Source organism: Candidatus Pandoraea novymonadis (assembly GCF_003004665.1).
In the GTDB taxonomy this organism is placed as follows: Bacteria; Pseudomonadota; Gammaproteobacteria; order Burkholderiales; family Burkholderiaceae; genus Pandoraea; species Pandoraea novymonadis.
Map to the genome: position 1 here is coordinate 38,750 of NZ_MUHY01000002.1, position 24,537 is coordinate 63,286.

The 24,537-nt window shown below is 41.1% G+C and carries 18 protein-coding genes and 1 pseudogene; 9 read left to right on the forward strand and 10 right to left on the reverse strand.

The features are described 5' to 3' along the window. Positions 1-2: 2 nt before the first annotated feature. From BZL35_RS03695 to argS, 7 genes are all read right to left on the reverse strand, one after another. Positions 3-1,046 (reverse strand): PhoH family protein, encoded by a 1,044-nt coding sequence (locus BZL35_RS03695; RefSeq protein WP_106182969.1) that lies wholly within the window; start codon positions 1,044-1,046, stop codon positions 3-5. A gap of 51 nt (positions 1,047-1,097) precedes the next feature. After that, the gene (gene miaB / locus BZL35_RS03700; protein ID WP_106182909.1) at positions 1,098-2,441 is read right to left on the reverse strand and encodes a tRNA (N6-isopentenyl adenosine(37)-C2)-methylthiotransferase MiaB; all 1,344 of its coding nucleotides are present in this window, start codon (positions 2,439-2,441) and stop codon (positions 1,098-1,100) included. A gap of 1,040 nt (positions 2,442-3,481) precedes the next feature. Beyond that, a complete protein-coding gene (gene bioB / locus BZL35_RS03705; protein WP_106182910.1) occupies positions 3,482-4,549 on the reverse strand; it encodes a biotin synthase BioB in 1,068 nt (355 codons plus the stop codon). 575 nt (positions 4,550-5,124) lie between these two features. Next, positions 5,125-5,796, reverse strand: coding sequence for a carbonate dehydratase (gene can / locus BZL35_RS03710; protein WP_106182911.1), 672 nt, complete (start codon positions 5,794-5,796; stop codon positions 5,125-5,127). Positions 5,797-6,412: 616 nt separating this feature from the next. Continuing rightward, positions 6,413-7,096: a thiol:disulfide interchange protein DsbA/DsbL gene (locus BZL35_RS03715; RefSeq protein ID WP_106182912.1), complete on the reverse strand. Its 684-nt coding sequence runs from the start codon at positions 7,094-7,096 to the stop codon at positions 6,413-6,415. A 110-nt stretch (positions 7,097-7,206) separates the two neighbouring features. Beyond that, positions 7,207-7,869 (reverse strand): SPOR domain-containing protein, encoded by a 663-nt coding sequence (locus tag BZL35_RS03720; protein WP_106182913.1) that lies wholly within the window; start codon positions 7,867-7,869, stop codon positions 7,207-7,209. Between the two features lie 72 nt (positions 7,870-7,941). Continuing rightward, positions 7,942-9,696: an arginine--tRNA ligase gene (gene argS / locus BZL35_RS03725; protein WP_106182914.1), complete on the reverse strand. Its 1,755-nt coding sequence runs from the start codon at positions 9,694-9,696 to the stop codon at positions 7,942-7,944. A gap of 1,106 nt (positions 9,697-10,802) precedes the next feature. Between argS and BZL35_RS03730 the strand changes: the two genes are divergently transcribed. Continuing rightward, positions 10,803-11,687 (forward strand): ferritin family protein, encoded by an 885-nt coding sequence (locus BZL35_RS03730; RefSeq protein WP_106182915.1) that lies wholly within the window; start codon positions 10,803-10,805, stop codon positions 11,685-11,687. 391 nt (positions 11,688-12,078) lie between these two features. Here the strand turns inward: BZL35_RS03730 and BZL35_RS03735 are convergent, their stop codons facing one another. Both BZL35_RS03735 and BZL35_RS03740 read right to left on the reverse strand, forming a co-directional pair. Beyond that, entirely contained in the window at positions 12,079-13,038 is a 960-nt protein-coding gene (locus BZL35_RS03735) for a type III pantothenate kinase (RefSeq protein WP_106182916.1), read from the reverse strand. Continuing rightward, complete coding sequence (locus BZL35_RS03740; protein WP_181276553.1) at positions 13,035-13,970, reverse strand: biotin--[acetyl-CoA-carboxylase] ligase; 936 nt, start codon at positions 13,968-13,970, stop codon at positions 13,035-13,037. The genes BZL35_RS03735 and BZL35_RS03740 overlap by 4 nt, the downstream gene beginning before the upstream one ends. Positions 13,971-14,564: 594 nt before the next feature. On the opposite strand from BZL35_RS03740, the pseudogene BZL35_RS03745 reads away from it, so the two are divergent. The 6 genes and pseudogenes from BZL35_RS03745 to lipA all read left to right on the forward strand — a co-directional run bounded on the left by BZL35_RS03745 (position 14,565) and on the right by lipA (position 19,550). Beyond that, positions 14,565-14,890, forward strand: a pseudogene (locus BZL35_RS03745) ((2Fe-2S) ferredoxin domain-containing protein). 6 nt (positions 14,891-14,896) lie between these two features. Continuing rightward, positions 14,897-15,538 (forward strand): alpha/beta hydrolase, encoded by a 642-nt coding sequence (locus tag BZL35_RS03750; RefSeq protein ID WP_106182918.1) that lies wholly within the window; start codon positions 14,897-14,899, stop codon positions 15,536-15,538. A gap of 209 nt (positions 15,539-15,747) precedes the next feature. Further along, a complete protein-coding gene (locus BZL35_RS03755) occupies positions 15,748-16,938 on the forward strand; it encodes a D-alanyl-D-alanine carboxypeptidase family protein (protein WP_106182919.1) in 1,191 nt (396 codons plus the stop codon). Between the two features lie 299 nt (positions 16,939-17,237). Beyond that, positions 17,238-17,486, forward strand: a complete 249-nt coding sequence (locus BZL35_RS03760) for a DUF493 family protein (protein WP_338032348.1) — start codon at positions 17,238-17,240, stop codon at positions 17,484-17,486. 358 nt (positions 17,487-17,844) lie between these two features. Beyond that, positions 17,845-18,543 (forward strand): lipoyl(octanoyl) transferase LipB, encoded by a 699-nt coding sequence (lipB, locus tag BZL35_RS03765; protein WP_106182920.1) that lies wholly within the window; start codon positions 17,845-17,847, stop codon positions 18,541-18,543. Beyond that, positions 18,540-19,550 (forward strand): lipoyl synthase, encoded by a 1,011-nt coding sequence (gene lipA / locus BZL35_RS03770; protein WP_106182921.1) that lies wholly within the window; start codon positions 18,540-18,542, stop codon positions 19,548-19,550. Before lipB ends, lipA begins: the two co-directional genes overlap by 4 nt. A 1,207-nt stretch (positions 19,551-20,757) precedes the next feature. Here the strand turns inward: lipA and BZL35_RS03775 are convergent. Then, entirely contained in the window at positions 20,758-21,003 is a 246-nt protein-coding gene (locus tag BZL35_RS03775; RefSeq protein WP_106182922.1) for an accessory factor UbiK family protein, read from the reverse strand. Positions 21,004-21,878: 875 nt separating this feature from the next. On the opposite strand from BZL35_RS03775, the gene gshA reads away from it, so the two are divergent. Next, positions 21,879-23,168, forward strand: a complete 1,290-nt coding sequence (gshA, locus tag BZL35_RS03780; protein ID WP_106182923.1) for a glutamate--cysteine ligase — start codon at positions 21,879-21,881, stop codon at positions 23,166-23,168. 323 nt (positions 23,169-23,491) lie between these two features. Further along, on the forward strand, positions 23,492-24,430 hold the full coding sequence (gene gshB / locus BZL35_RS03785; RefSeq protein ID WP_106182971.1) for a glutathione synthase: 939 nt from the start codon (positions 23,492-23,494) through the stop codon (positions 24,428-24,430). Positions 24,431-24,537: the final 107 nt, after the last annotated feature.

A 24,537-nucleotide genomic window follows, 5' to 3' on the forward strand; every position in this document is an offset into this window, starting at 1 on the left:
ATTTACCCCCGAAGGCAGTGCTTTATTTGGTGCTCGGTATCATCATATGTTGCTGCAAGTGCATGGGCATCATAAGCTTCGACTATACGTCCGACGAGCGGATGACGCACAACATCGACACTAGTGAAACGAGTGAAAGCGATACCATACACATCTTTCAAAATAAACTGAGATTCATGTAACCCACTTTTCTGACCACGCGGCAAATCAACTTGCGTAGTATCACCAGTGACGACGGCTTTAGAACCAAAACCTATACGAGTGAGAAACATTTTCATCTGTTCTGGCGTAGTATTTTGTGCCTCATCGAGGATAACGAATGCATGATTAAGCGTTCTACCACGCATGTAAGCAAGTGGTGCAATCTCAATCATTTGTTTCTCGAAGTATTTTTGAGTCTTATCAAGACCGCACAGCTCGTAGAGCGCATCGTAAAGTGGTCTCAGGTACGGATCAACTTTCTGTGCAAGATCTCCAGGTAAAAAACCAAGGTGTTCACCAGCTTCAACAGCTGGACGTGTTAAGATGATGCGCTTGATAACATCGCGCTCAAGCGCATCAATAGCACAGGCAACTGCCAGATACGTCTTACCTGTTCCTGCAGGCCCTATTCCAAAAGTAACATCGTGCGAGAGGATTTTATTGAGATATTCACACTGAGTTGCGGTTCGTCCACGCAAATCAGGACGGCGTGTGCTTAGTAGTAATGATGATTCTTGCCTTGCATTAGCATCATTACTCTCGAGGAACTTCTTACCATCGGCTATACAAACAGAAGGCATATACTCATGACGGATTTTTACTAGCCCAAGATGAATATCCTCGATAGAAAGTGGCTTGATAGCTAGATTATAAAAGTTTTCAAGGACTTGCACAGTAACCGAGGCATTTTTACCTCGCACGGTAAACCGACTTCCTCGCCGAGATATAAGCACATCAAGTACCTGCTCGATTTGATGCAAGTTCTCGTCAAGTGGCCCACAAAGATTTGCGAGCCTCCGATTGTCATCGTGCAAAGGAATAAAACTTTGGGAGGATTGTTGCAGTTTCAAAATGATCGTAAGACAAATAAGTGAAAAGCTATTCAGAATAACATATCAATGGGTGAGTACTAGTTCACCTCGTAGGGAATGGGAATAAGCAAAAGTAATCATGACGTCAATCATTTGACCGATAAGGTGAGAATGTTGTTCAGGCACAGCAGGAAAATTAACCACGCGGTTATTTTCCGTTCGGCCTTGTAATTCGTTTTCATCTTTGCGTGATATACCTTCGACGAGGATACGTTGGCGTGAGCCAACCATACTTTGACTAATATTAACAACATTCGTTTCGAGAGTAGATTGCAGATACTGTAAACGACGTAGTTTAACTTCATGCGGCGTATCATCATGAAGGTTAGCGGCAGGCGTACCTGGCCGGGGACTATAGATGAAAGAAAAACTGATGTCGTAACCAATACCTTCGATCATTGACATTAGTTTATTGAAATCATCTTCCGTTTCTCCGGGAAAACCGACAATGAAATCAGATGATATAGATATCTCAGGACGAATTTGTCGCAAGCGACGAATAATCGATTTGTATTGGAGTACTGTATAACCACGCTTCATAGCAGACAACACGCGATCCGAACCATGCTGAACGGGCAGGTGGAGATGACTCACAAGTTTTGGCACCCTAACATAGGTATCGATAAGTCGCTGTGTAAATTCTTTCGGATGACTAGTCATGTAACGAATTCGTTCGATACCACGAATTTCCGAGACATGTTCAATGAGTAGAGCAAAGTCAGCAATTTCACCATCAACCATCAACCCACGATAGGCATTGACATTTTGTCCAAGTAAAGTGACTTCACGTACACCCTGCTCAGCAAGAACAGCCACTTCAGTCAGTACGTCATCGAATGGGCGCGAGACTTCATCACCACGAGTGTAAGGCACAACACAATAGCTACAATACTTGGAACACCCTTCCATAATAGATACAAAAGCAGTTGGTCCATTCATCTTAGCTGGAGGTAAATGGTCAAACTTTTCAATCTCCGGAAATGTAATATCAACCTGTGAGTGACCAGTTTTCCGACGCGCTGTCACTAACTGTGGCAAACGATGTAGTGTCTGTGGGCCGAATACAACGTCGACGTATGGCGCACGCTGGATGATTGCTTTACCCTCTTGCGCTGCTACACAACCTCCCACACCGATAATAAGATCCGGTTTAACTTCCTTCAGTTGTCTAATTCTGCCAAGATCAGAGAAAACTTTCTCTTGAGCTTTTTCTCGCACGGAGCAGGTATTGAAAAGGACAATATCAGCATCTTCTGGTTTTTCTGTTTTTTCCACACCTTCCGCTACACAGAGAACATCTGCCATTTTCTCAGAATCATATTCATTCATCTGACAGCCAAACGTTTTAATATAAATCTTCTTTACCATGAATATCACCTTGACCGTGGATCAGAATCGATAAACTGAAAGGCTCACTTTTAATGTTAATGTTTTCGAGGGCAGCGATGTTTGGTTAGAAGATACCAATGTTCTCCAGGAAGAGAAGTACACTCTTCGAAGAAAAGTCAATTGGGAATCTCTACTATTTAGTCCTACGGACTTTTTTCTTCATTCTTAGAAGAAATTCTAAAAAAGATCACGTTACCAACTTTTGCTCTTATTTATTACCCTGAGCACATCAAGGACTCATTCTAACAAAATTCATTGAGTACTTTCGCAAAAAAGTACGTTAGACCAAATTAGTCAATCCAAACCGCATTACTGCTAATTTAGCTAACGAAATTAAAAATGTAGAAAGGGTACATTTTTTCTTGTGGATAAGCCTATAAATTTCATATGAATTGAATTTGGATAAGTTAATTTTGATTGCCTTTATTTCAAAAATTATTCAAACTTATACATCCAACATACCACCTTTTCCTATCGAATTTTTTTCTATATAACCCTTATTGTATATAGTCTTAGAGAGTTATCCACAGAAAAGAAATATCTTTATTATCTATTACTATATATAAATATTAATCTTTATAATAAGATACTGTATAGATCAAATCCATTTTTGAGCAGCTTCTTTGAAAGTAAAAAATATATAAATACTGTCAAAATTGCATTAACCATCTATAGATAGTTAATGCAATTTTATTTTTTTGAGAATACTACTTTATAGGGTAGTTATTTCTGTTCTATTTCACTTGAAATAGAACAGAAATAACTAAAAAATTACTCAGAAAACCAAGTAATACTGCTGCAAACAAGAGGTGCAGGATTTGATTTTTTCATGAGTGACACTTTTTCGTATAGCTAGGCCAATGAAAAGAAATGTATGTCTTTGTGATTCATTGAAAAATAAGGATCAACGGATAAGATATGAAGCATTACCATACCATTAAGAATGTGTATTTTGAAAAAGTCTAGCCACGTCAATATTGATTGACCCATGAGAAATTAAAAATTAGAGCGTTATGTCATTAAACATGTAACATTTCCTCATATGACTGAGGGTCGTGAGGTATCTTCTCAGGACTGGTTAGAGAGTGTACTTCGTTTAAAATGTGCATACCCAGCCGTTCCAGTAATTTACAATCATCGGCAGCTTGAGGATTGTCAGTAACAAGTAGTTTATCTCCATAGAACATAGAGTTTGCACCTGCAAGGAAACATAGTGCTTGTAAGGCATCATTCATCGATTCTCGGCCAGCTGACAGTCGCACCATAGCTCGTGGCATGGCGATGCGTGCTACGGCGATAGTACGCACAAAATCGAATGGATCGATCGGCGAATAGTTTGCCATAGGAGTACCTTCTACAGCGACTAGATGGTTGATTGGAACAGATTCTGGATAAGGATCAAGGTTTGCTAGTTGAGTAATTAGGACTGAACGATCACGACGCGATTCACCCAAGCCGACAATGCCACCACAGCAAACTTTGAGGCCAGCGTCACGCACACGTGACAGAGTGTTTAACCGATCCTGATAGGTGCGTGTCGTAATTATTTTTCCGTAGAACTCCGGCGATGTATCGAGATTGTGGTTATAGTAGTCGAGGCCTGCATCGCGTAATTGTTCTGCTTGACCGTCACGTAGCATACCTAATGTGACACATGTTTCCAGTCCTATTGCCTTGACTCCTCTCACCATTTCGCTAATAGCATTGATTTGATGAGATTTCGGACTGCGCCAGGCAGCACCCATACAAAAGCGTGTCGCACCATTATTTTTAGCGTTCTGTGCAGCCTTGAGGACATCGTTGAGCGGCATGAGTTTTTCAGCGTTAATGCCTGTGTCGTAGCGAGCCGATTGGGGACAATAACCGCAATCTTCGGGACAGCCCCCAGTTTTGATAGATAGCAGCGTAGACAGTTGCACTATATTGGCATCGAAATTCTCACGGTGAACCTGTTGTGCGCGATGCATGAGATCATTAAATGGCAAAGCAAACAATGTTTCAATTTTTTCGACGTTCCAAGGTATTGAGTTGCGTCGTGCAGAATCATCGTGAGCGTAAGCGCTTGGTGCGTGAAGATGTTTTTTCATCGTATGGAGTCCTAAAATGATTTGATACTCAAGAAAATATAGGGATGGTTAACGTTTCTCGAATTATCCTAACATTTGGTGGAATTAGTTACTCCGAGTAAGCCTAATTTTAGGTGGTTCATTGAATATGTATTTTCTTACGAGAAGAGTTTTGCAGTGTTCAAAAATTTTTGTCAATGTCTTTTTGGTTGCAAAAGAGAGTTGGACTAGCACTCAATCTCGCATTCTCGATCATCGGTTGTAGTGATCATTTCCCGGATACAGTTAAAATGCTTTGCTTATTCTGGGGTTAACCATTCCGCAAAAATGTAGGAAATCCATTGAATAAGCAGATGACATACTCTCCAATTGTCAACGGAATTAGTCCAATTTGAGCCTTCACTAGAAAAATGCATGTTTTTAACATGATACGACTATCTAGCAGATGACAACTAACATGAGCCTCATACAAGTTCTATCCTAGATTTTTTTCAACGGTACCGGTGCACTCTGTATTTTTCGATACACATAAAGATTTGACCTCCTCAAATTAGTGAAAATGCGAAGACATAGAAAAAATTAGTCTGGATTAGTAATTATTTGTGCTGTTCATGGAAAATGTGTGAAACACACCGGTTGTACACATGAAGCAAAGCCTCTGCAGTATTGACTGACATGCCTAAATCGCGTACCAGACCATCTCTTAGGCCGTAAACCCATCCATGCACGGTGACAGGTTGCTGGCGAGCCCAAGCATCCTGTAATACCGTGGTACGGCAGATATTAACAACTTGTTCAATTACATTGAGCTCACAGAGACGATCATGACGTGCTTCAGGTGATGGGAGAATATCAATCTGTGATCGGTGACGTTCATGGACATTGCGTACATGACGTAGCCAATTGTCGACCAAACCAAGGTGGGCGTCATCGAGTACAGCACCAACACCACTGCAGCCATAGTGACCTACTACCATGATGTGACGTACCTTAAGTACTTCGACAGCAAACTGTAGTACGGAAAGGACGTTTAGGTCGCTCTGCACGACAATATTGGCAATATTTCGATGGACAAAAATCTCGCCCGGTGCAAGTCCGGTAATCTGGTTTGCTGGCACACGCGAATCCGAGCAGCCAATCCACAGATACTGCGGAGCCTGTTGTCTAGAAAGACATTCGAAAAAGGTTGGATCCTCGGCATTCACGCGGGCAACCCACGCACGGTTGTTATCAAGCAGATGGATCAAAGGTTGGTGGTCGTTGTTCATAAGAACAAAACACACCTTGTTGATTTAACCATAGGTAATTTCATGTAGTCTGTCACAGAGAATGCTTTCTGCTTATGTTGAATTGCAAGGAGAGGGAAAAGGACTAAAAAATCCAGATGATGCTGTTTCTTCAATAGAATCTTGCGAAATTTATATTCATTCAGGCATCCGAAACATCGCATATTAGCTATTTATTGATAGCAGAAGGTTGATGAATGTGACGCGCCGTTAAATGTCCAGTAGCGCATAAAAAACATGTTATCTTATGTATTTAATTTTTGATGTTAATTGCAGAGAGTATAGTCTTTTAGAAGTGATGAATTCTACTTCAGAGGACGGACTGCGCATTTCATCATATAAAAAAGTTCACAATTGAGACACTTTTTCTTTGTTTCAAGCAGACCTTGGTGATTGATGTACGATTTTACGAAAAATACGAAACCTGGGTTTAACCAAAAAACGGTGCGACTTCCCTAAGGTATTTTGATGTACAGTTATTCGCGCAGTTAACTAGACCGATGTCTTAGATTAAAGAAAGTCTCAAAAAGAGACTTTCTTTAATCTAAGACAGTGGAGTATCAATAGTTTCATCATCTGCATGTAGATCAGTTCTTAATCAGAGTTTCTTCTCCCTAATCTGTCGGATTATAACATCCGCGGTATATAACATCGCTGAGAGTAATTCTTGCTCATTTTTCGGGTACTTCCCAGTTTTCTCTAATAATTCAGCCGTCTTATCAGGCGATAATAAATATTTTCCTTGAATCACAATCGCTGGAGTGCTATCTACCTTGTAGTCATATGCTATTTTTTTTGCTTGATTGACCTGATTTTTTGTCGAAAAGGCATTGTACACATTGAGAAAGTTTTTTTTGTCGATGCCAAATTTATTGAGATAGTTTGCTTGCGCTTCTGCTGTGAGCAGATAATTTTTCTCAATATGGATAGCGTTAAAAATTTTTGGGGTTAAGTCCGTGTCACGCCCAAGTGCAGAAAGTGCATAATACATAATAGCGTGTGGCTCGAAGCGAGCTTCGAAGGTTACAGGTATATGTTTGACTACAACATCTTTTTTTTGCTTTTTAGCCCATTGATCAATAAGCGGATTAAGTAGATGGCAATGCTTGCAGGCATAAAAAAAGAATTCTGTGACCTCGATTTTTCCGGGTGAGTTGGTTATCTGCGGTATGGATAATTTTGTGTAGTTGGTACCAACTTCCGTAGTGGTGAGAGATACACTACGGGCTGTAGTCGTGACGAATATCAAAGAGAATAGAACAAAACCAAGAATTTTTTTCATGAGTAATGAGTGTAAAGGAGTTTCAATAATGGCTTCGATGCAATTATGACTCACAGAAATTATCCACCATAGGTCATATAAAATACATTCTCAGTATTCATTTTTATAGTTTATGGTTTGGTCAGCCGAATTACTGCGGTATCGATGCCCATATCATGCAAGCGACGACGAACCTGTTTCATTTCGTCAATTTTTTCATAAGGCCCAGTGCGGACCCGGTATATTAAAAGACCATTATTGTCTCGTTGTTCGACATGTGTTTCAAACCCTTGAAATGCGAGCTTAACATGCTGCTGCTCAGCATCGAGTTTTGATTTATAAGCACCCACTTGTAGAAAATAAATTAATCTATCTTCATTTGAAGGCTCGATAAATTGTGGTTGGCTCGGCACGACTGATGGTACTGTCAGTTTGGTGCCTCCACTATTAGTAATAATGCTTGCCTTTTCATTCAGAATGTCGAATTGGGGAGGCATTGCGGTTTGAGCTGGTTCAGAATGGAACACTGTCGAATCAGACCCTTCTGTATCATTAAGGAGCGAACTCTCATTCGGTAAGGGTGTTTTGTTTTGCAGTGCTTTGTTCGGGCTCGGCATTTGCTCGATGAATGTATTTCCCGACTGGTGTGACGGGACTTTTTCGATGAAAGGAAGCGGTGTTTGGGTGATGTATAGGGCGACTATTACCGCAATGGCAAGGCCAACAATCATGCCCAATACAATACCAAGGAGTGTACCGCCCCATTGGCGGGTTGGCCCACGTTTATTTGCCATCGAGTCGATTCCATCCTTACAGGGTTGAAATTAGCATGTTAAAGGAAAGTTAAATTTTGATACCGAGTTTAGTCACATTTTGGTTGGTGCAGAAACGCCTAAGATAACTAAGCCATTTTGCAAAACTTGTTTGGTGGCCGCAAGCAACGCCAAACGTGCTTGTTTCACAATTTCATCAGTGACCAACACACGGTCTGCCTTGTAGAAGGAGTGAAAAGCACTCGCCAGATTCTGTAAATAGAATGCTACCACGTGAGGTGCCAACTCTTTCGCGGCGCGCGTTAACATATCAGGGTATTCAGCCAATAATTTCAATAGTACGGAGGCATGGTCGCCTGTCAACGGAGACAAATTAACATTTGCAAGGCTTTTTTTATCACCTCCCCATTGGGTCAGAATCGAGCAAATCCGTGCGTGAGCATATTGCACATAATAGACAGGATTTTCATCATTCTGATCTAACGCAAGGTCGACGTTAAATATAAATTCGGTGTCAGCTTTACGAGAAATCAAAAAGAATCGAACAGCATCACGGCCACGTCGTATGATTTCCTCACGCGAGAGACATTCGAGTGGAGCAATTTCTGATGAGATGCCTCCTGACCACTCTATGAGATCACGTACGGTTACATAGCTTCCTGCACGTTTCGAAATTTTAATCTCTTCACCGTTTCGCATAACAGTGACCATCTTGTGTAATACATAATGTGGATATCCCTTTGGAATTCCAATATCAAGGGCTTGCAGCCCAGATCTTACGCGCAGAATAGTGCTATGGTGGTCAGAGCCTTGAATATTTATTACCTGATCAAAACCACGTGTCCATTTTTTTGTATGATACGCAACATCTGGCACAAAATAAGTGTATGTGCCATCAGTTTTTCGCATCACGCGGTCTTTATCGTCACCATAATCTGTCGTTCGAAGCCAAAGCGCACCTTCTTGCTCATAAGTATGGCCTGCAGCGATGAGTGCACTGACTGTGTTTTCGACGCTACCATCTTGATACAGGGAAGATTCCAGATAATATTGATCGAATCTGACGCCTAAGGTTTGTAAATCGATATCCTGTTCGCGGCGCAGATACGTGACAGCAAATATGCGAATTGACTCGATGTCATCAGTATTGCCACTAGCAGTCACAGCTTTACAGTCAGATGCTTGTACTGTTTTTCCTGCTAGAAAATCTTGAGCAATATCCGCAATATAAACACCATTGTAGGCTATTTTAGGCCAATTTTCATCACCAGGTTTCAGGCCTTTCGCTCGTGATTGCACTGACGCCGCGAGCGTTTGAATTTGGACACCAGCATCGTTGTAGTAAAATTCGCGGTGGACCTTGCAGCCTTGTGTTCCCAGTAATTCAGCCAAGGCATCGCCAAGAACAGCTTGACGCCCATGACCGACGTGTAGGGGACCAGTCGGATTGGCTGATACAAACTCAATCATCACGGACCCTGCCGGGTCGGTACGACGTCCAAATCTGATACCTTGTGCAAGAATTTCAGGGACAATGGCATGCTTAGTGTTAATAGATAAACGGAAATTGATAAACCCTGGCCCCGCGATTTCAACGCTGTCGATAAAACTATATGCACGTTCATCTGCAAGTATGCGATCGGAGATACGCTTCGCCAACTCACGGGCATTGACCTTTAAGTGTTTAGCTAATTGCATCGCGATATTACATGCGAAATCGCCGTGCGCCAGAATTTTCGGTCGTTCTAGTATTACTGTAGGCCGAAACTGTTTATTTGTGGAAGACAAAAGGCTATCCACAACATCGTTAATCAGCGCCACTAGAGTGTTTTTTTGTGTAGGTAGCATTAAGGAAATAGAGCTTAATCATCTGTTGAAGACTAGATGGCATAATGAATTATGAGCACCGCATTTTAGCAGGTGTATGCCAATCGCGAAGCTAACACTAATACGAGGAGACTCATATGTAAATCACATGTGTTGATTCCATGGCAATAGCGGCAATCCAAAATATTTCGTCTTGTTTTTAAGCTGCGAGTACTCTCTCATTGTTTATGAACCAACTTGGTTTACTTTTTTATGTTTAGGGTAGTAAAAAACGATTGAAAAAAACAATACCATTGCTCAGAATTTTCGTGCTTATGAGAGAAAATCATGGTGATGGAATTGTGGACCGAGAGAAGAATATTAAAGTATTTAATAGGTTAGGTTGGATAAATATCTGTATTTGATATAACGAGCCCATCAAGACCTGGCAGCGACATACGAACTTAATAAAGTTATGAACAGTCAGGTTTTCAAAACCTGAAGCAATACCTTTGACGAAGAGGGAGGTATAAAACATTTTTCACCTCCATCACCACAAAAAATCTCAATGGGATTCGCTTTGGATACAATTAGATCAAACAGGTGGCCTTTATTATGCTTTCCAGGTTGATTTGCCAACAATTATGTCGTTTAAAAAGTTTCTTTTAAACATGATAGATAAAAATAGGTCTAACTATATTTCTCTTTTTTGAATTTTCTACGGCCGTTGATCTATCAGGAAGGAATTTGAATAAAAAGTACGTAACGTATTTAGTTCTAGAAATCACTATAATACGACTCATATTTTTAAAAATTCAGTTTAAGTATATGAGAAATTTTAGTGCTCTACATACTAATTGGGTACGTTCTCTGTCATTTTGATGGTGACGAGCACCATGCCTTGTCGCTTGACTCGTTGTTATTTTATAGATGCTAACGCACATTGGTTCGCGTTATGATGCTACCTGAGGATGCGCATGGCGGTAAATTTTCGTTAGGATCTTTGAAAGAACCTCTGACTTTTTGCCGAAGGAATCGCAGATAAAACTCCATTAGGTGTGCGTGTCTATCTTTTAGGGAGACTAAAAATCAACTATTTTGAAGTTAGTGTGCGGTTTTAGGTCTCTCGGACTTTGGGAGTTAATTAAATGAACGGTATGTTGTATCCCGAATTGTATAAGTCGCTTGAGGCTGCCCGATGGAATATGGAAAAAGATATTCCATGGGAGCAGTTTGACAATACTTTGTTGTCGGAAGAGCAGGCGCGCACTATTAAAATGAATGCGATTACTGAATGGGCAGCACTGCCTGCCACTGAAATGTTCTTGCGGGACCATCGTGATGATAGCGACTTCTCCGCATTTATTAGCGTATGGTTTTTCGAGGAACAGAAACATTCGTTGGTCTTGATGGAATATCTTCGTCGTTTTCGGCCATGGCTGGTGCCAACAGAAGAAGAACTACACGCGGTGCGTTTTCCATTCGATCCAGCTCCACCACTCGAAACGCTAATGCTTCACTTTTGTGGTGAAATCCGTTTAAATCATTGGTATCGGCGTGCTGCTCAATGGCATACAGAACCCGTGATCAAGCGTATATACGAAACAATTTCGCGTGATGAAGCACGTCATGGGGGCGCATACCTACGTTATATGAAAAAGGCTATGGTTCATTGTGGTGATACAGCACGTGCTGCATTCGCCAAGATTGGAGTACTCATGGCCTCAGCTCGCAGAACCGATAAGCCTTTGCATCCCACAAATTTGCATGTTAACAAAGATTTATTCCCGAAAGACACTGTGCAGTCAAAATTACCAGATCCCGAATGGCTTGAACACTGGCTTGATGAACAAATTAAGTTCGATGATGGCTGGGAGAAAAAAGTTATTGAGCGAATTCTTCATAATCTGTCACTGTTGTTTGAGCGCACATTCACCACAGCACGGGATCTCAATCGCTATCGGAAGGAAGTTACCTCACATTTAACTGTATCAAAAACGACAGTCGGTGTACCTATCAATGCACAGGGTTAGTTCATGGTGTTCTCATGGGATGAGAAAACTCCACAAGTTTTTAAAATTTTAGAGTTCTTTTTATGAGAAACGCGTCTAGGATTTTTTTGCAATTCAACTGGTGATAAAAGGAACTGCGGAGTTCTGTTTTTTAATTTTTATGTGATTAGGGTTTTGCGCAGACCTATGAGAAGATGAATCCACCAATGTTTTATCAATCAACAGTGTTTGCACGCCATCTTCTACGACAGTCATTTATCGTGCATATAATTTCCCCACAGCATATCTAGTTGTGTTCACAGTTCAGTTTTTTGTAATTCTGAAGAAACGATAAAGAATTACAATCTTAGCAAGGGCGGATTCACTCTGCTTTGATGAAGGTGGACTTGATAAAAAGCACGAAGTCTAGAGTTCAGCGCACAGCAGTAATACTTTTGCTTAAAATGTTTTCCGAATCGAATCGTTTACTTGCAAGTTGATAGAGGCCCGCGAGCACAAGAGAGTCGTGTTCTGTAAATTTTATAGATAACAACTGCGTAATCATGCTTCTGGCACCACCAGATAGAATGCAACGCACAGGACCACCAAGGTCACGTTGAAGTGCCGCATGGCTCCGCTCGATCAACCCAGCCTGTGCGCCAAGACAGCCAGCAATTAAGGCATCGTGAGTGTTTTTTGCAAATCGAAGCCAAGGCTCTATTTTCTTATTCTCGATATTTATATATGGTAATTGTGCCGTACCTTGTGCGAGTGAAGATAGCATCATGGCGGGTCCCGGTGCAATGACACCCCCTAAAAATTCGCCGGTAGCGCTCAAGTAATCAAGTGTGGTAGTTGTGCCTAATGTGACTATTAACAGATGTTCGCCGCGGTAAGCAGCATGAGCACCAATTAAGCTTGCCCAGCGATCTGTTCCTAAGCATGATGGTGGAGTATAGTGATTGATGACACATGCCGCTTCGGCACTTGAATGAATAACCTGCAAATGATCATGCGCAGCTCTTCCCCAGAGCGTACGAAGGGCCATTCGCACAGTCTGCTCTGCAAGCTTGCCTGCAACGTTTGATAACCATATCCCGTGTGGCACAGAACACATGGAAGGTTTAACTTCCGTTCGGAAACTATTGGTTTCAGCAATAGCGCACTCTCTGGTCGGATGTTTTGATATATCAGGTTGTATCGTATTGGCCGTTAATGTAAGCCATTGTATGCCAATATCGTTGGCAAGATTGCTCCAATTATCATGCATAATGGAACCACTTGCGAGGAATCTGGGCTGTGAAGCAGACCAATTGGTTGGGAGGATGCCAGGGGCAAATGCCCACTTGATGCGGCTGTTGCCAGAATCAATTAGTAGACAAGGAGTGCTCATTTCTTGTCTCCATACACGTGTTTCGGTTCTACTGAACGCACCGAAACATCGCCGCTAACGACGATGCGATGCCCTTCTTGGGTTGAAATTCGTAACCGTCCTTGGGAGTCGATGCCGAGTGCAATGCCTTGTAGGAGATTTTGACCTCTCTCGATTAAAAATATTGGTGCGTTAGCGAACACATGCATATTTTCCCAGTCCTTTTGGAATGGCAAAAAACCATTGATAGCAAATCGCGTTAGCATGGTTTCGAGCCGATTGAGCACTGCGGCGAGCACGATGGTCATGTCAGGTTCAATCAGTATTTCTTCGAGCGCTGCCGGTATTGCTGTGGCAGACGTCATTGTTTTCTCTGCTCTCGCAAGATCAATAATCTGCTCAGTCACTACCTCATCAGCTCGGCGCAAATTAATTCCAATACCAATGACAACACTAATGTGAGTTGCTGCCGATGGAACCGTTTCAATGAGGATCCCACCTAGTTTCCGGCCTGACAAAAGGACGTCGTTTGGCCACTTCAACCCTAAAGCTTGTGGATATGTCAACGGTAAATCACTTAATGCATGGACAACAGCTACGCCAGTCGCTAATGAAAGTCCTGCTAGTTGGGCTGAACTTCTTGGCATATGATAGGCAAGAGAAAACATGAGGCTATCGCCACGCATACCTAACCAAGTTCTTCCACGCTGCCCTCGGCCCGCAGTTTGTGTATAAGCCAGGCGAACGATCGGTGGCATCAGCGTTGATCCATTTTTACGCAAATGTAAAAGCAAGTCGGTATTGGATGAACCCGTTGCTTCGACAATTGTAATTTGCCAAGTACGAACATTCTTTGAAAGCCTCTTGGCAAGTTGGGTCGTATCGACACATCGAGGGTTGAGCATACTAGATTCGTAATCGGTTGCACCGATGAAAGTCGAAGTGGTAGTCATACTGATTGTCATATGCGTATTGTAACGAGCTAAATTTGATCTTGAATGGCCAAAATTTATCTTTCGGAGATTTATTGGGAGTCATCAACTTGAAATAGGTGGAAATGCAACATGTCGTGCAATGATTAAAAACTCAGAGTTATTTTTTAATAGTACTTACACTTTTTTTAATATTGAATTTGAATTATTAAAAATTTTTATAAGGTAGTGATTCTCTATACGGTTCTCAATTCTCATTGATGAAATCAAAAAAATTTCAAAGTCAGCGGTAGTAAAAATCCGATTTTCTACTCATGAAAACTTTCAATTTATAACATCGAGCGTTGGGTATAGTATTCACGTGCGTCACGATATCAATGTTGTGGCTTTTGATATTAAATTATCACGGTGAATAGGTAAGGTAGGTAGCGATCACCCTATTGATAATGGAGCCTCCTGAGGCTATTTTCTCATGACACTTAATAAATCTATGTTTTCAAATTTGGGAGCATCGCTAATTCATCTGCAGTATGATTTACCAATATAATCAGAATTCTGGGGATGCTCTACTTGTCTTTAATGTGAGTTAAAATCAAGTGATTTTTTTGTATTACGATGAGCACTTCTCCATTTTATTTTCATCACCTATTTTTTTGTTTGAATCAGCGAGAGCCTGAAGCCGCACGTCCTTCATGTGCAAGCTATTGTTCGAATAGCGATGCAAGTATATGCGAAGCAGTACGTGAAGCAAGTCGGTCTGACTGGCTCTGGTCAAGTACGTATTAACCCACTCTAATTGTCTTGGTCGCTGTGAGCTAGGACCTGTTGTTGTTTATCCTCAAGGTATTTGGTACACCTATGTTGATGAAAGTGACATCCAGGAAATTGTTGATTGCCATCTAAAGAATGGCAAGGTGGTCAACCGTTTGAAGATTAACTAACAGAATATGAACGCACAAATTGAGCGTTTTACGATTGATGGCCCCATCGGCCATATTGAGGTTGCTGTTAACAGGCCTGCGGGAGTTCCAATTGGCATCAGTCTAGTAGCTCACCCTCATCCCCTTTTTGGTGGAACACTCGATAATAAAGTGACAAAAACCCTTGCTTCCGCCATGACCCAATTGGGCTACATAGCAATTCGCTCAAACTTTCGAGGTGTTGGAAAAACCGAGGGGGTACATGATGCAGGTATTGGTGAGCAAGATGACCTCATGCATGTCATTGCTTGGATACGTGAGCAGACAGGCTTAGAAAAATTACCATTGGTATTAGCTGGTTTTTCGTTTGGAACTTTTGTATTAAGTCACGTCGCTAAAGCACTTTCCGATGTAGGTACACCAGCTCGCCGATTGGTCTTTGTCGGTACAGCTGCTAGCCATTGGAACGTTGCACCAGTACCACCCGATACGGTTATAATTCATGGTGAGAAGGACGAGATAGTACCGATGCAATTAGTATTAGATTGGGCTCGTATCCAGATGCTGCCCGTTATTGTGATTCCGAACAGTGGGCATTTCTTCCATGGCATGCTGCCTTTATTACGTCAAATAGTCGTTGATCGCTTGGCTTTATTAAATACAAATTAATCCTATATGGTGGTATGCACTTTTTAACTATATCGCTTTAGTAGTTTAAACGAAACGTTTAGATGTTTTCGCGACTATAATTGGCTTTCACCTCTGCTAAGATTTTTTTAGCGCGAGTTGCCACATTTTGATGTTTCCCATACATTATGGGTTTATAACGTTACCTACAATCACGTCTTCTAAATGCTTCAACGCTTACGAATTTTTCGATGAAACTTTCCTTCTCTTTGCATCGTTCTATTGGTACTGCAGTTTTTTTATTTGCAGCTTTCTTTTCTCTTTTTCCATTATCTACACGCTCAGAGATATTGCCACCACCAATAATGGCGAAGGCTTGGGCTATTGTTGATGTAACCAGTGGTCAAGTTCTAGCCGCAGAAAATTTTGACTTACGTGTTGAGCCCGCCTCGCTGACTAAGATCATGACGACGTACCTCGTATTTGAGGCACTCAAAGATAAACGTATTTCAATGGAGCAGCTTGTGCTGCCAAGCGAGTCGGTGCGTAAAGTAGGTCGGGATGAATCGCGAACCTTCATTGAAGTTGGTAAGCCTGTGAGAGTAGATGACCTCGTCTACGGAATGGTCATCCAGTCGGGTAACGATGCCTCAGTTGCTTTAGCAGAACTGGTGGGTGGTTCTCAAGCGAATTTTGTGGAGCTAATGAACCGCTGTGCAAAAAGATTAGGTTTAAAAAACACTAATTACACAAATGTTGATGGTCTAACAGATCCGCGGCACTACACTAGCGTATCTGATCTGTCGGTACTGGCGACCCATATCATTAAAGATTTTCCCGAGTACTATTCCATTCATGCGTTGAAGAGTTTCACCTATAATAATATTTGGCAGCCAAACCGGAATCGTTTACTCACACTCGATCCAACAGTTGATGGTCTCAAGACAGGCCATACAAAAGAGGCGGGATATTGCCTCGTATCCTCAGCCTCGCGTCCATTGTTGAATGAATCTGGACTAACTCGTCGCATATTGTCGATAGTAGTTGGAGAACCAACTGAGCATGCGCGTGTACAAGATAGCCTGTTAGCAATCAATTACGCTTACCAAAATTTTGATACACGGCGCATCTACAGAGCCAATCAGGTGGTGGCAATGCCAAAACTTTGGAAAGGCAAGGTTGGTAAGTTGCAAGTAGGTACCAAGCATGATCAGTTTATTACAGTTCCAAAGGGCACAGCAGATAAAATAAAATCCGAGCTGGAGTTTCATGGCCCGTTAATCGCTCCATTAACTGATGGCGCTATCGTCGGCACCATTAAAGTGTTTACTAATGGTAAAAAATTAACAGAATTTCCTGTTGTTGCACTAACTGGAGTCGTTCAAGCAGGTATCCTCGGTCGAACTTGGGATTCTTTACGCTTGATGTTTATCAAAAAATAATTTAACAGTCTTATTTAGATTTCTTCTCAATGTTCATGCTTTCTAAGATATAGAAAAGAGTAAATATTCTTTTTGCTGCGCAATGATCTAATTCTTTAAATGATTTTTATTTTCAGATGACGTACTTGGCGAAAAGAATGTAATAAGGTTGAGGCATAACCTATGGATTATGGATAGATATATTAAATAATGATCACAGCAGGAAAATCATAAATATAGTCTTTTTTATTTTGGACAGCGCTGGGTATGAATGCGGTCAAGGAGGTCGTATCAAAAGCGTCGATCAGAAGTCAAAGCCGTTGCTGGAATTTCCGGCCGATTTTCCTATAAAGATCATGGGCAGAATGCATGCTGATTTTGCCAAGACGATAATTGGATTACTAGAAGCATTTAATGCGGAGTTTGATCCGAAATGTGTGGAAATGCGCTCATCTCGAGCGGGTAACTATATTGGCTTGACAGTTACTATACGTGCCTTTAGCCAATCTCACCTGGATGACATATATTCGTGTCTATCGAGACATCCAATGGTGCTTGTGGTGTTATGAAGAGCCAAAAATATTAAGAAACATGGTATTCATATACTTGTGGTTCTATAGTTATTTTGATGGTTTTCTTGAGAGAAAAAACGAGGTGCTTTTCGATACTACGTGGAATAGTTAATCCTCTTTATGAGGAAACAATAATATCTCTCGAGTGTTGATAAAAAATCCTTTAGTTATGATAGTAAACACTTCAATTCTAGACGCACTGTATCCAAATCGCTACTTTCAGTGAATCAATCTTTATCGATAAGAAAACGTACGAGGAGGAACAGTATAAAAAACTGCGAACTAGAAAATATAGCTGATAAAACCATATTCTCTGTAGAATGGTGCCGCTCTAGGTGAACTGATATAGATAGCTATGAACATACCTATTGAAATCTACTGGCGTGGTATCGAGGACTACACTACAACGTTTAAGGCAATGCGCATCATGACTGATATGCGCAGCTCCAACACGTCGGATCAACTATGGATTGTGGAGCATCCACCGGTCTATACACTTGGATTAGCTGGAGACTCTACACATTTACTGGTAAACAATAGTGGCATCCCATTAGTTAAAGTTGACAGAGGTGGTCAAATTACCTATCACGGTCCTGGTCAAGTAGTTATTTATTGTCTACTCGACCTACGTCGCCGAAAGCTGGGAGTACGTGAAATGATCACGTTGATCGAGCAAGCCTCTATTGATACCCTGGCAGCGTATAATCTTGAAGTTGAGCGTCGTTCTGGTGCTCCAGGTATCTATGTAAGCCAGAGGGCGGTTTCTGCAGCGTCTCACGCAGGTGCAAAAATTGCTGCTCTCGGTTTAAAAATACGGGGTGGTTGTAGCTATCATGGAGTAAGCATGAACGTTGCTATGGATTTACGACCGTTTGATTGGATTAATCCATGCGGCTATTCTGGCCTAAAAACTGTAGATATGGCAACTCTTGGGGTTTTCGTTCTCTGGGACGAAGTTGCTGAACGGCTATCGCAACAACTCAGATATCATCTCGAACAGCAATGTGTGTGGAAAAACGATAGCCCCTACCTCCTAACTGGAAAGCCTTCATGACCACAACTATTATCCCCGAACCCGGTTCCGAAAAAACAAATGTTCTCGATGGTAAATATGATCCAACTGTGAAGCAAAAATCACAAGCGAAGACAGCGCGTATCCCCATTAAGGTGATTCCCATCGAGCGACTCAAAAAGCCAGAATGGATTCGTGTCAAGATGGCAACTCATAATAATTTAAGATTCCAAGAGATCAAACAACTCCTTCGAGTGCATAACTTACACACGGTTTGTGAGGAAGCTAGCTGCCCAAACATTGGTGAATGCTTTGGTAAGGGTACTGCGACGTTTATGATTATGGGCGATAAATGTACACGCCGTTGTCCGTTTTGTGATGTCGGACATGGTCGTCCTGATCCACTTGATATCGATGAGCCTCTTAATCTAGCTAAGGCTATCGCAGCAATGCGTCTTAAATATGTTGTGATTACGAGTGTAGACCGTGACGATTTAAGGGATGGAGGAGCACAGCATTTCGTCAATTGTATACAGCATGTGAGAAAATTATCACCAAACACACGGATCGAAATATTGACACCAGATTTCCGTGCACGTCTTAATTTTGCCTTGGATATCTTAAATGCTGCGCCACCAGATGTTATGAATCATAATTTAGAAACGGTGCCTCGTCTTTATAGGGAAGCAAGACCTGGTTCAGATTATCATCATTCACTAAATTTACTTAAGGAGTTTAAGTCTAAGCATCCGAAAATTTCGACAAAATCCGGGTTAATGGTTGGTTTAGGTGAGACCAATGAAGAAATTCTTGAGGTAATGCTTGACCTTAGAAATCATAACGTCAATATGTTAACAATTGGACAATATTTGCAACCATCAGAATATCATTTAGCAGTCCGCCGTTATGTTACACCGGAGACTTTCAATATGTTCGAAGCAGAAGCCTATAAGATGGGTTTTACGCATGCGGCAGTGGGTGCTATGGTACGTTCGAGCTATCACGCTGACGTTCAAGCAGATAAAGCTGGTATCGCTCACGTAAGCTGAGTAGCATAATGATCACCTGACCGAGCCTTTATAGAAAAAAAATCTAACAACATCGATCGGGGTGAGCATCTTTTATCCTTTTATCTCACACCATATTCTTAGACAAGAAAGCTAATGTGTTTGTAATAAATACGAGGTGTGCAATAAATTTTACTTTCATTTACGTTCTTTTTTCACTTTTCAACGAGCACATGATTTTAAGGCATCTTACGAGCGTTCGTTATGCATCTTAGGATAGAGTTATTAGGGAATCTTTTCTAATAAAGCACCCAGAGTCTGTCATCAAAAAAGCGTTTAAAATTAGCAATCTATAGCAGATTGCTAATTTTTTATTAGCCTCCATCGTACAGGGCAGTGATTCAAAATTCTAAAAAAGATCACGTTACCAACTTTTGCTCTTATTTATTACCCTGAGCACATCAAGGACTCATTCTAACAAAATTCATTGAGTACTTTCGCAAAAAAGTACGTTAGACCAAATTAGTCAATCCAAACCGCATTACTGCTAATTTAGCTAACGAAATTAAAAATGTAGAAAGGGTACATTTTTTCTTGTGGATAAGCCTATAAATTTCATATGAATTGAATTTGGATAAGTTAATTTTGATTGCCTTTATTTCAAAAATTATTCAAACTTATACATCCAACATACCACCTTTTCCTATCGAATTTTTTTCTATATAACCCTTATTGTATATAGTCTTAGAGAGTTATCCACAGAAAAGAAATATCTTTATTATCTATTACTATATATAAATACTACTTATAGTAATAACTAATAAAAATTAGTTATATATGAAGGTAGTTACGAAAATACCAACATGGTAGGAGAGTAGATTATATTTCTACGCAAGAAAAAGACATCTTTACTATTTTTAATAGGCTATGTATGCGCCTTATTGCCATTATCTTAAATATATTGAGTATGGTATAAGGTTGTCCATACGAGCCGATCTAAGATATGCTTTAACTCATGTCCTTTGCAGAGTAATTGCCGATGTGGATATAGGAAAACACCGGTTGACACTTATTATTTTGTGGAATTGGGGATAGTCTTGCGGCGAGACGTAATCCGTATTAAAGATATAGTAGATGCTCCCAACGCTCTCTTGGCATGTGGGCCATCATATTTTTATCCCAGCTATTTTTTTACAATGGAGATTAATCTGAATAGGATTGATCTCGCGAGGAAGTCCTCATTATCCATTTAATCCTGTTCGTGTTTTTTTTCTTCAAGTTGGAGCACACGTTTTTCTAGCAATTCAAGTTTTTCACGTGTTCGCGCTAATACCTTTGCTTGTACGTCGAACTCTTCTCGAGTTACTAGCTCTAGACGAGCAAAACCTTGGTTTAAGAGGATTTTGATGTTGTGTTCAATGTCCTTGGCTGGCGATTGCCTGAGCAATTCACTGACTTTGTTTTGCATTTCTTGCAGGATTTTGTTCGGTTTCATCGGTTTTTCCTTCTATCAAGAAAATGCCTAGTTGTCCCAATGGGTTTCATCTGAATGGGAGTCTAGCGAGATGTGAAGGAAGGGAAGTCAGGGTAACTAAAAATACCGTTAAGACACTAAAGATAGTGTTTTCCCATTCCTGCTATCGTATAGGCTAACCATCAAGTGCTTTGTATATTGCCGTTGGGTTATGGACTGTGGTTAAACACAGTAGACAGTATTACTTTATCACGAAAGGCCTGTGCGATAGAGATAGATTTTCAGAGGAAATTTGTATATATGATATATCCTCGAAAAATTAAATTTTTAGAAGATAAGTTAGAGTTGTTGGACATGAGTCTAATGATAGAGCCAGATGGGTTATTGCAGAAAATTCTCAGCACACGTTTACAAGAGATAGCCGATTATTCGTATCATACCTTTTTGTGATTTTTATCAGGAGCGATGCATATTTACAACTTTGCTTGTTCGAACACAGCTACAAAAATCATTTCATCATAGCCTGACTTTAATCTTAATTAAAAGGAATTATCAATATGCCGGTATGCTGTTTATGTACCGAGAAAATAGTGAGTATGAGTGGCTAGACACTGAGGCATGGTGAGTTTGATCATCAAACTCACCTAATTCTGATAGAGTTAATCAAAAGATGTTGTTGTGGTTGCTTATCTTTGTTGATAAGAGGGAGGGGCTGTCAGTGCGTTTATATGTAAAAGGATATCCTCAGCCATTTTTGCATGAAATGGTTTTTTGAAAATGATCCGAGATCGTGATTTGGCGGGTATAGGCATGTTATTTCTGGATGTTTTTACTGAAACATAGGTAACCTGGGGGTATATCCCCTACAATCAAGTTCATTTAGATATGAGAGATGCATGGTTCCACATTTCGTGACGGCCCTCAAAGGTCCACTGCTCGATTTCGAAAAGAAAATTCTAGACGCTACCTCGGCGATTGAACGTTGGTTTCGGCTTGAATGGCAGGAGCACACTCCTCCATTTTATTGTTCAGTCAATTTACGTAATGCTGGTTTTAAGCTTGCCCTTGTCGATACCAATCTTTTTCCAGGAGGCTTCAATAATTTGACATCGGAGGTCTTGCCGTTGGCAGTGCAAGCCGCAATTGCTGCGATCGAAAAAATTTGTCCGGATGCTAAGGATCTTTTGCTTATTCCTGAGGAAAAACTACACAATACGCTTTATTTGCAGAACTTAGTTTACCTATCCACAATTATGCGCCATGCTGGTCTGAATGTGCGTTTTGGCAGTTTGTCATCTGGTATTACAGCACCGACTCCAATTGAGTTACCGACTGGACAAAATTTTGTAATTGAGCCATTGGAGCGCTCCCCACGACGGCTTGGTTTGAAAAACTTTGATCCATGCTCGATACTACTTAACAATGATTTGGCGGAAGGTGTGCCTCTTATTTTGGAAGGGTTGCATGAGCAGTATTTACTTCCTCCACTGCATGCTGGCTGGGCAGTACGTCGTAGGAGTCAACATTTTTCGTCTTACGACGGTGTAGTCAAGAGGTTTTCTAAGTTAATCGATGTAGACCCCTGGATGTTGAGTTTGTATTTCGCTAAGTCAGAGAATGTCAATTTTTCGACTAATGCAGGTGGCGAGTTGCTTGTCGATACGATTGATGTTTTGCTGAAAAAGATTGCGAAAAAATATCGGGAGTACGGTATTAGCGAGAAGCCGTTTATTATATTGAAGTCTAATGCGGGTGCTCATAGTATGGTTGGGATGAGGGTTTATGAGGCGGCTAATATCAAGAATTTGAATCTGTGTAGTTGTAGCAAGACGAACCTGCTAAAGGAAGGGTTTGAAATGCATGAAGTCCTTTTGCAAGAAGGTGTGTATACATTTGAACGCCTTAACGAAGCAGTGGCTGAACCAGTGGTTTACATGATTGATCGCTATGTTGTTGGAGGTTGCTACCGTGTTCACGCCAGCTACGGCAAAGATAAAAACCTTAATACTCCAGGGGTTAAGGTTTTTCCTCTCTCTTTTGAACATGCTGCATTACCTGATATGCAAGCAAAGCTTGGCGCAGCACCGCCAAACCGGTTTTACATGTATGGAGTTATTGCTCGTCTAGGTTTGCTTGCCGCATCTATTGAGTTGGAACGGACTGATCCAGATCAAGAAACATACTGATAAATAATTTCCTTAGAAAGATAGTAATTAATCTGTCAATAGTGATTAAGGGTTGTTGTTGGAGTTGTTTGTTGCTGGGTACAGATAGACCGGTCATCATTTTTGATGATTGAGGTATAAGTAAGACTGTTGTTAGCATCATATGAGATGAATTTTATATGTATCCAGAAACTCAAGATGGGTATTTCAGTCTGCGTAAGTAATTTAAAGCAGGAAAAGAGCAGCTCAGTTAGAATTGAAGTTCAGTGATTTCTGGGATGCTTGCTTTATCCCATCGAGTTACCTCCATTTATTACTTCACTCATTTTGAGGGTCCTCGTCCGATGAAAATTTTATTTATTGCCGACCCTCTAGAACACTTAAAGATTTATAAGGACACGACATTTTCGATGATGTCCGAGGCAGCTCGCCGTGGCTATAGCGTGTTTTTCTGTCAGGATCATTCACTGGTTTGGCAGTGCGGGAATGTCGAGGCAAAAGTGGTTAAAATTCATCTCACAGGCGATAAGGCTTATTGGTACTCTATTGTAGAGACGAGTGTGTTGCCCTTGACAGATTTTGATGTTGTGTTGGTACGTAAGGATCCTCCATTCGATATGGAGTACGTCAACTTGACGTGGTTATTGGAGATTGCTGAGCGTGCTGGGGCACGGATTTTTAATCGTCCTCAGGCGATTCGCGATCATTCAGAAAAGCTAGCGATTTCTGAATTCAGTAGTTTCATCCCGCCGACGCTTGTAACACGTGATGCCTCATGTTTGCGCGCTTTTCATGCGCAGCATGGCGACATTATTTTCAAGCCACTCGATGGTATGGGAGGGGCCGGTATTTTCCGTATAACTGAAGATGGGCGTAACCTTGGAACTGTCATTGAAATACTGGGTGAGAACGGCTTTCGCTCTGTTATGGTACAAAAGTTCATCCCAGAAATCAAACAAGGGGATAAACGTATTTTATTGATTGGCGGTCAGGTCGTGCCGTTTACTCTCGCACGTATTCCGCAAGGTACTGAGGTTCGAGCGAATTTGGCAGCGGGAGGTTTAGGTAAAGCGCAAACGATCACTGAACGAGATCGTGAGATTGCTGAGACGATTGGTCCCGTGTTATGGACGCGTGGTTTATTGTTGGTAGGTCTAGATACGATTGGCGGCTACTTAACGGAAGTTAATGTTACCAGTCCAACTTGTTTCCAGGAAATTTTCGATCAGACGGGATTCGATGTAACGAAAATGTTCATTGATGAGCTTGAAAATGCTATTTAAGTGCTTGATTTTTCAATACCCAAATACAGGTTTCTTTGTGTGCACCCAGAATGGGAGGCACGGAATCGACAGGTACATGCTCCGGACCTGTTTGTCAATAAAATGCA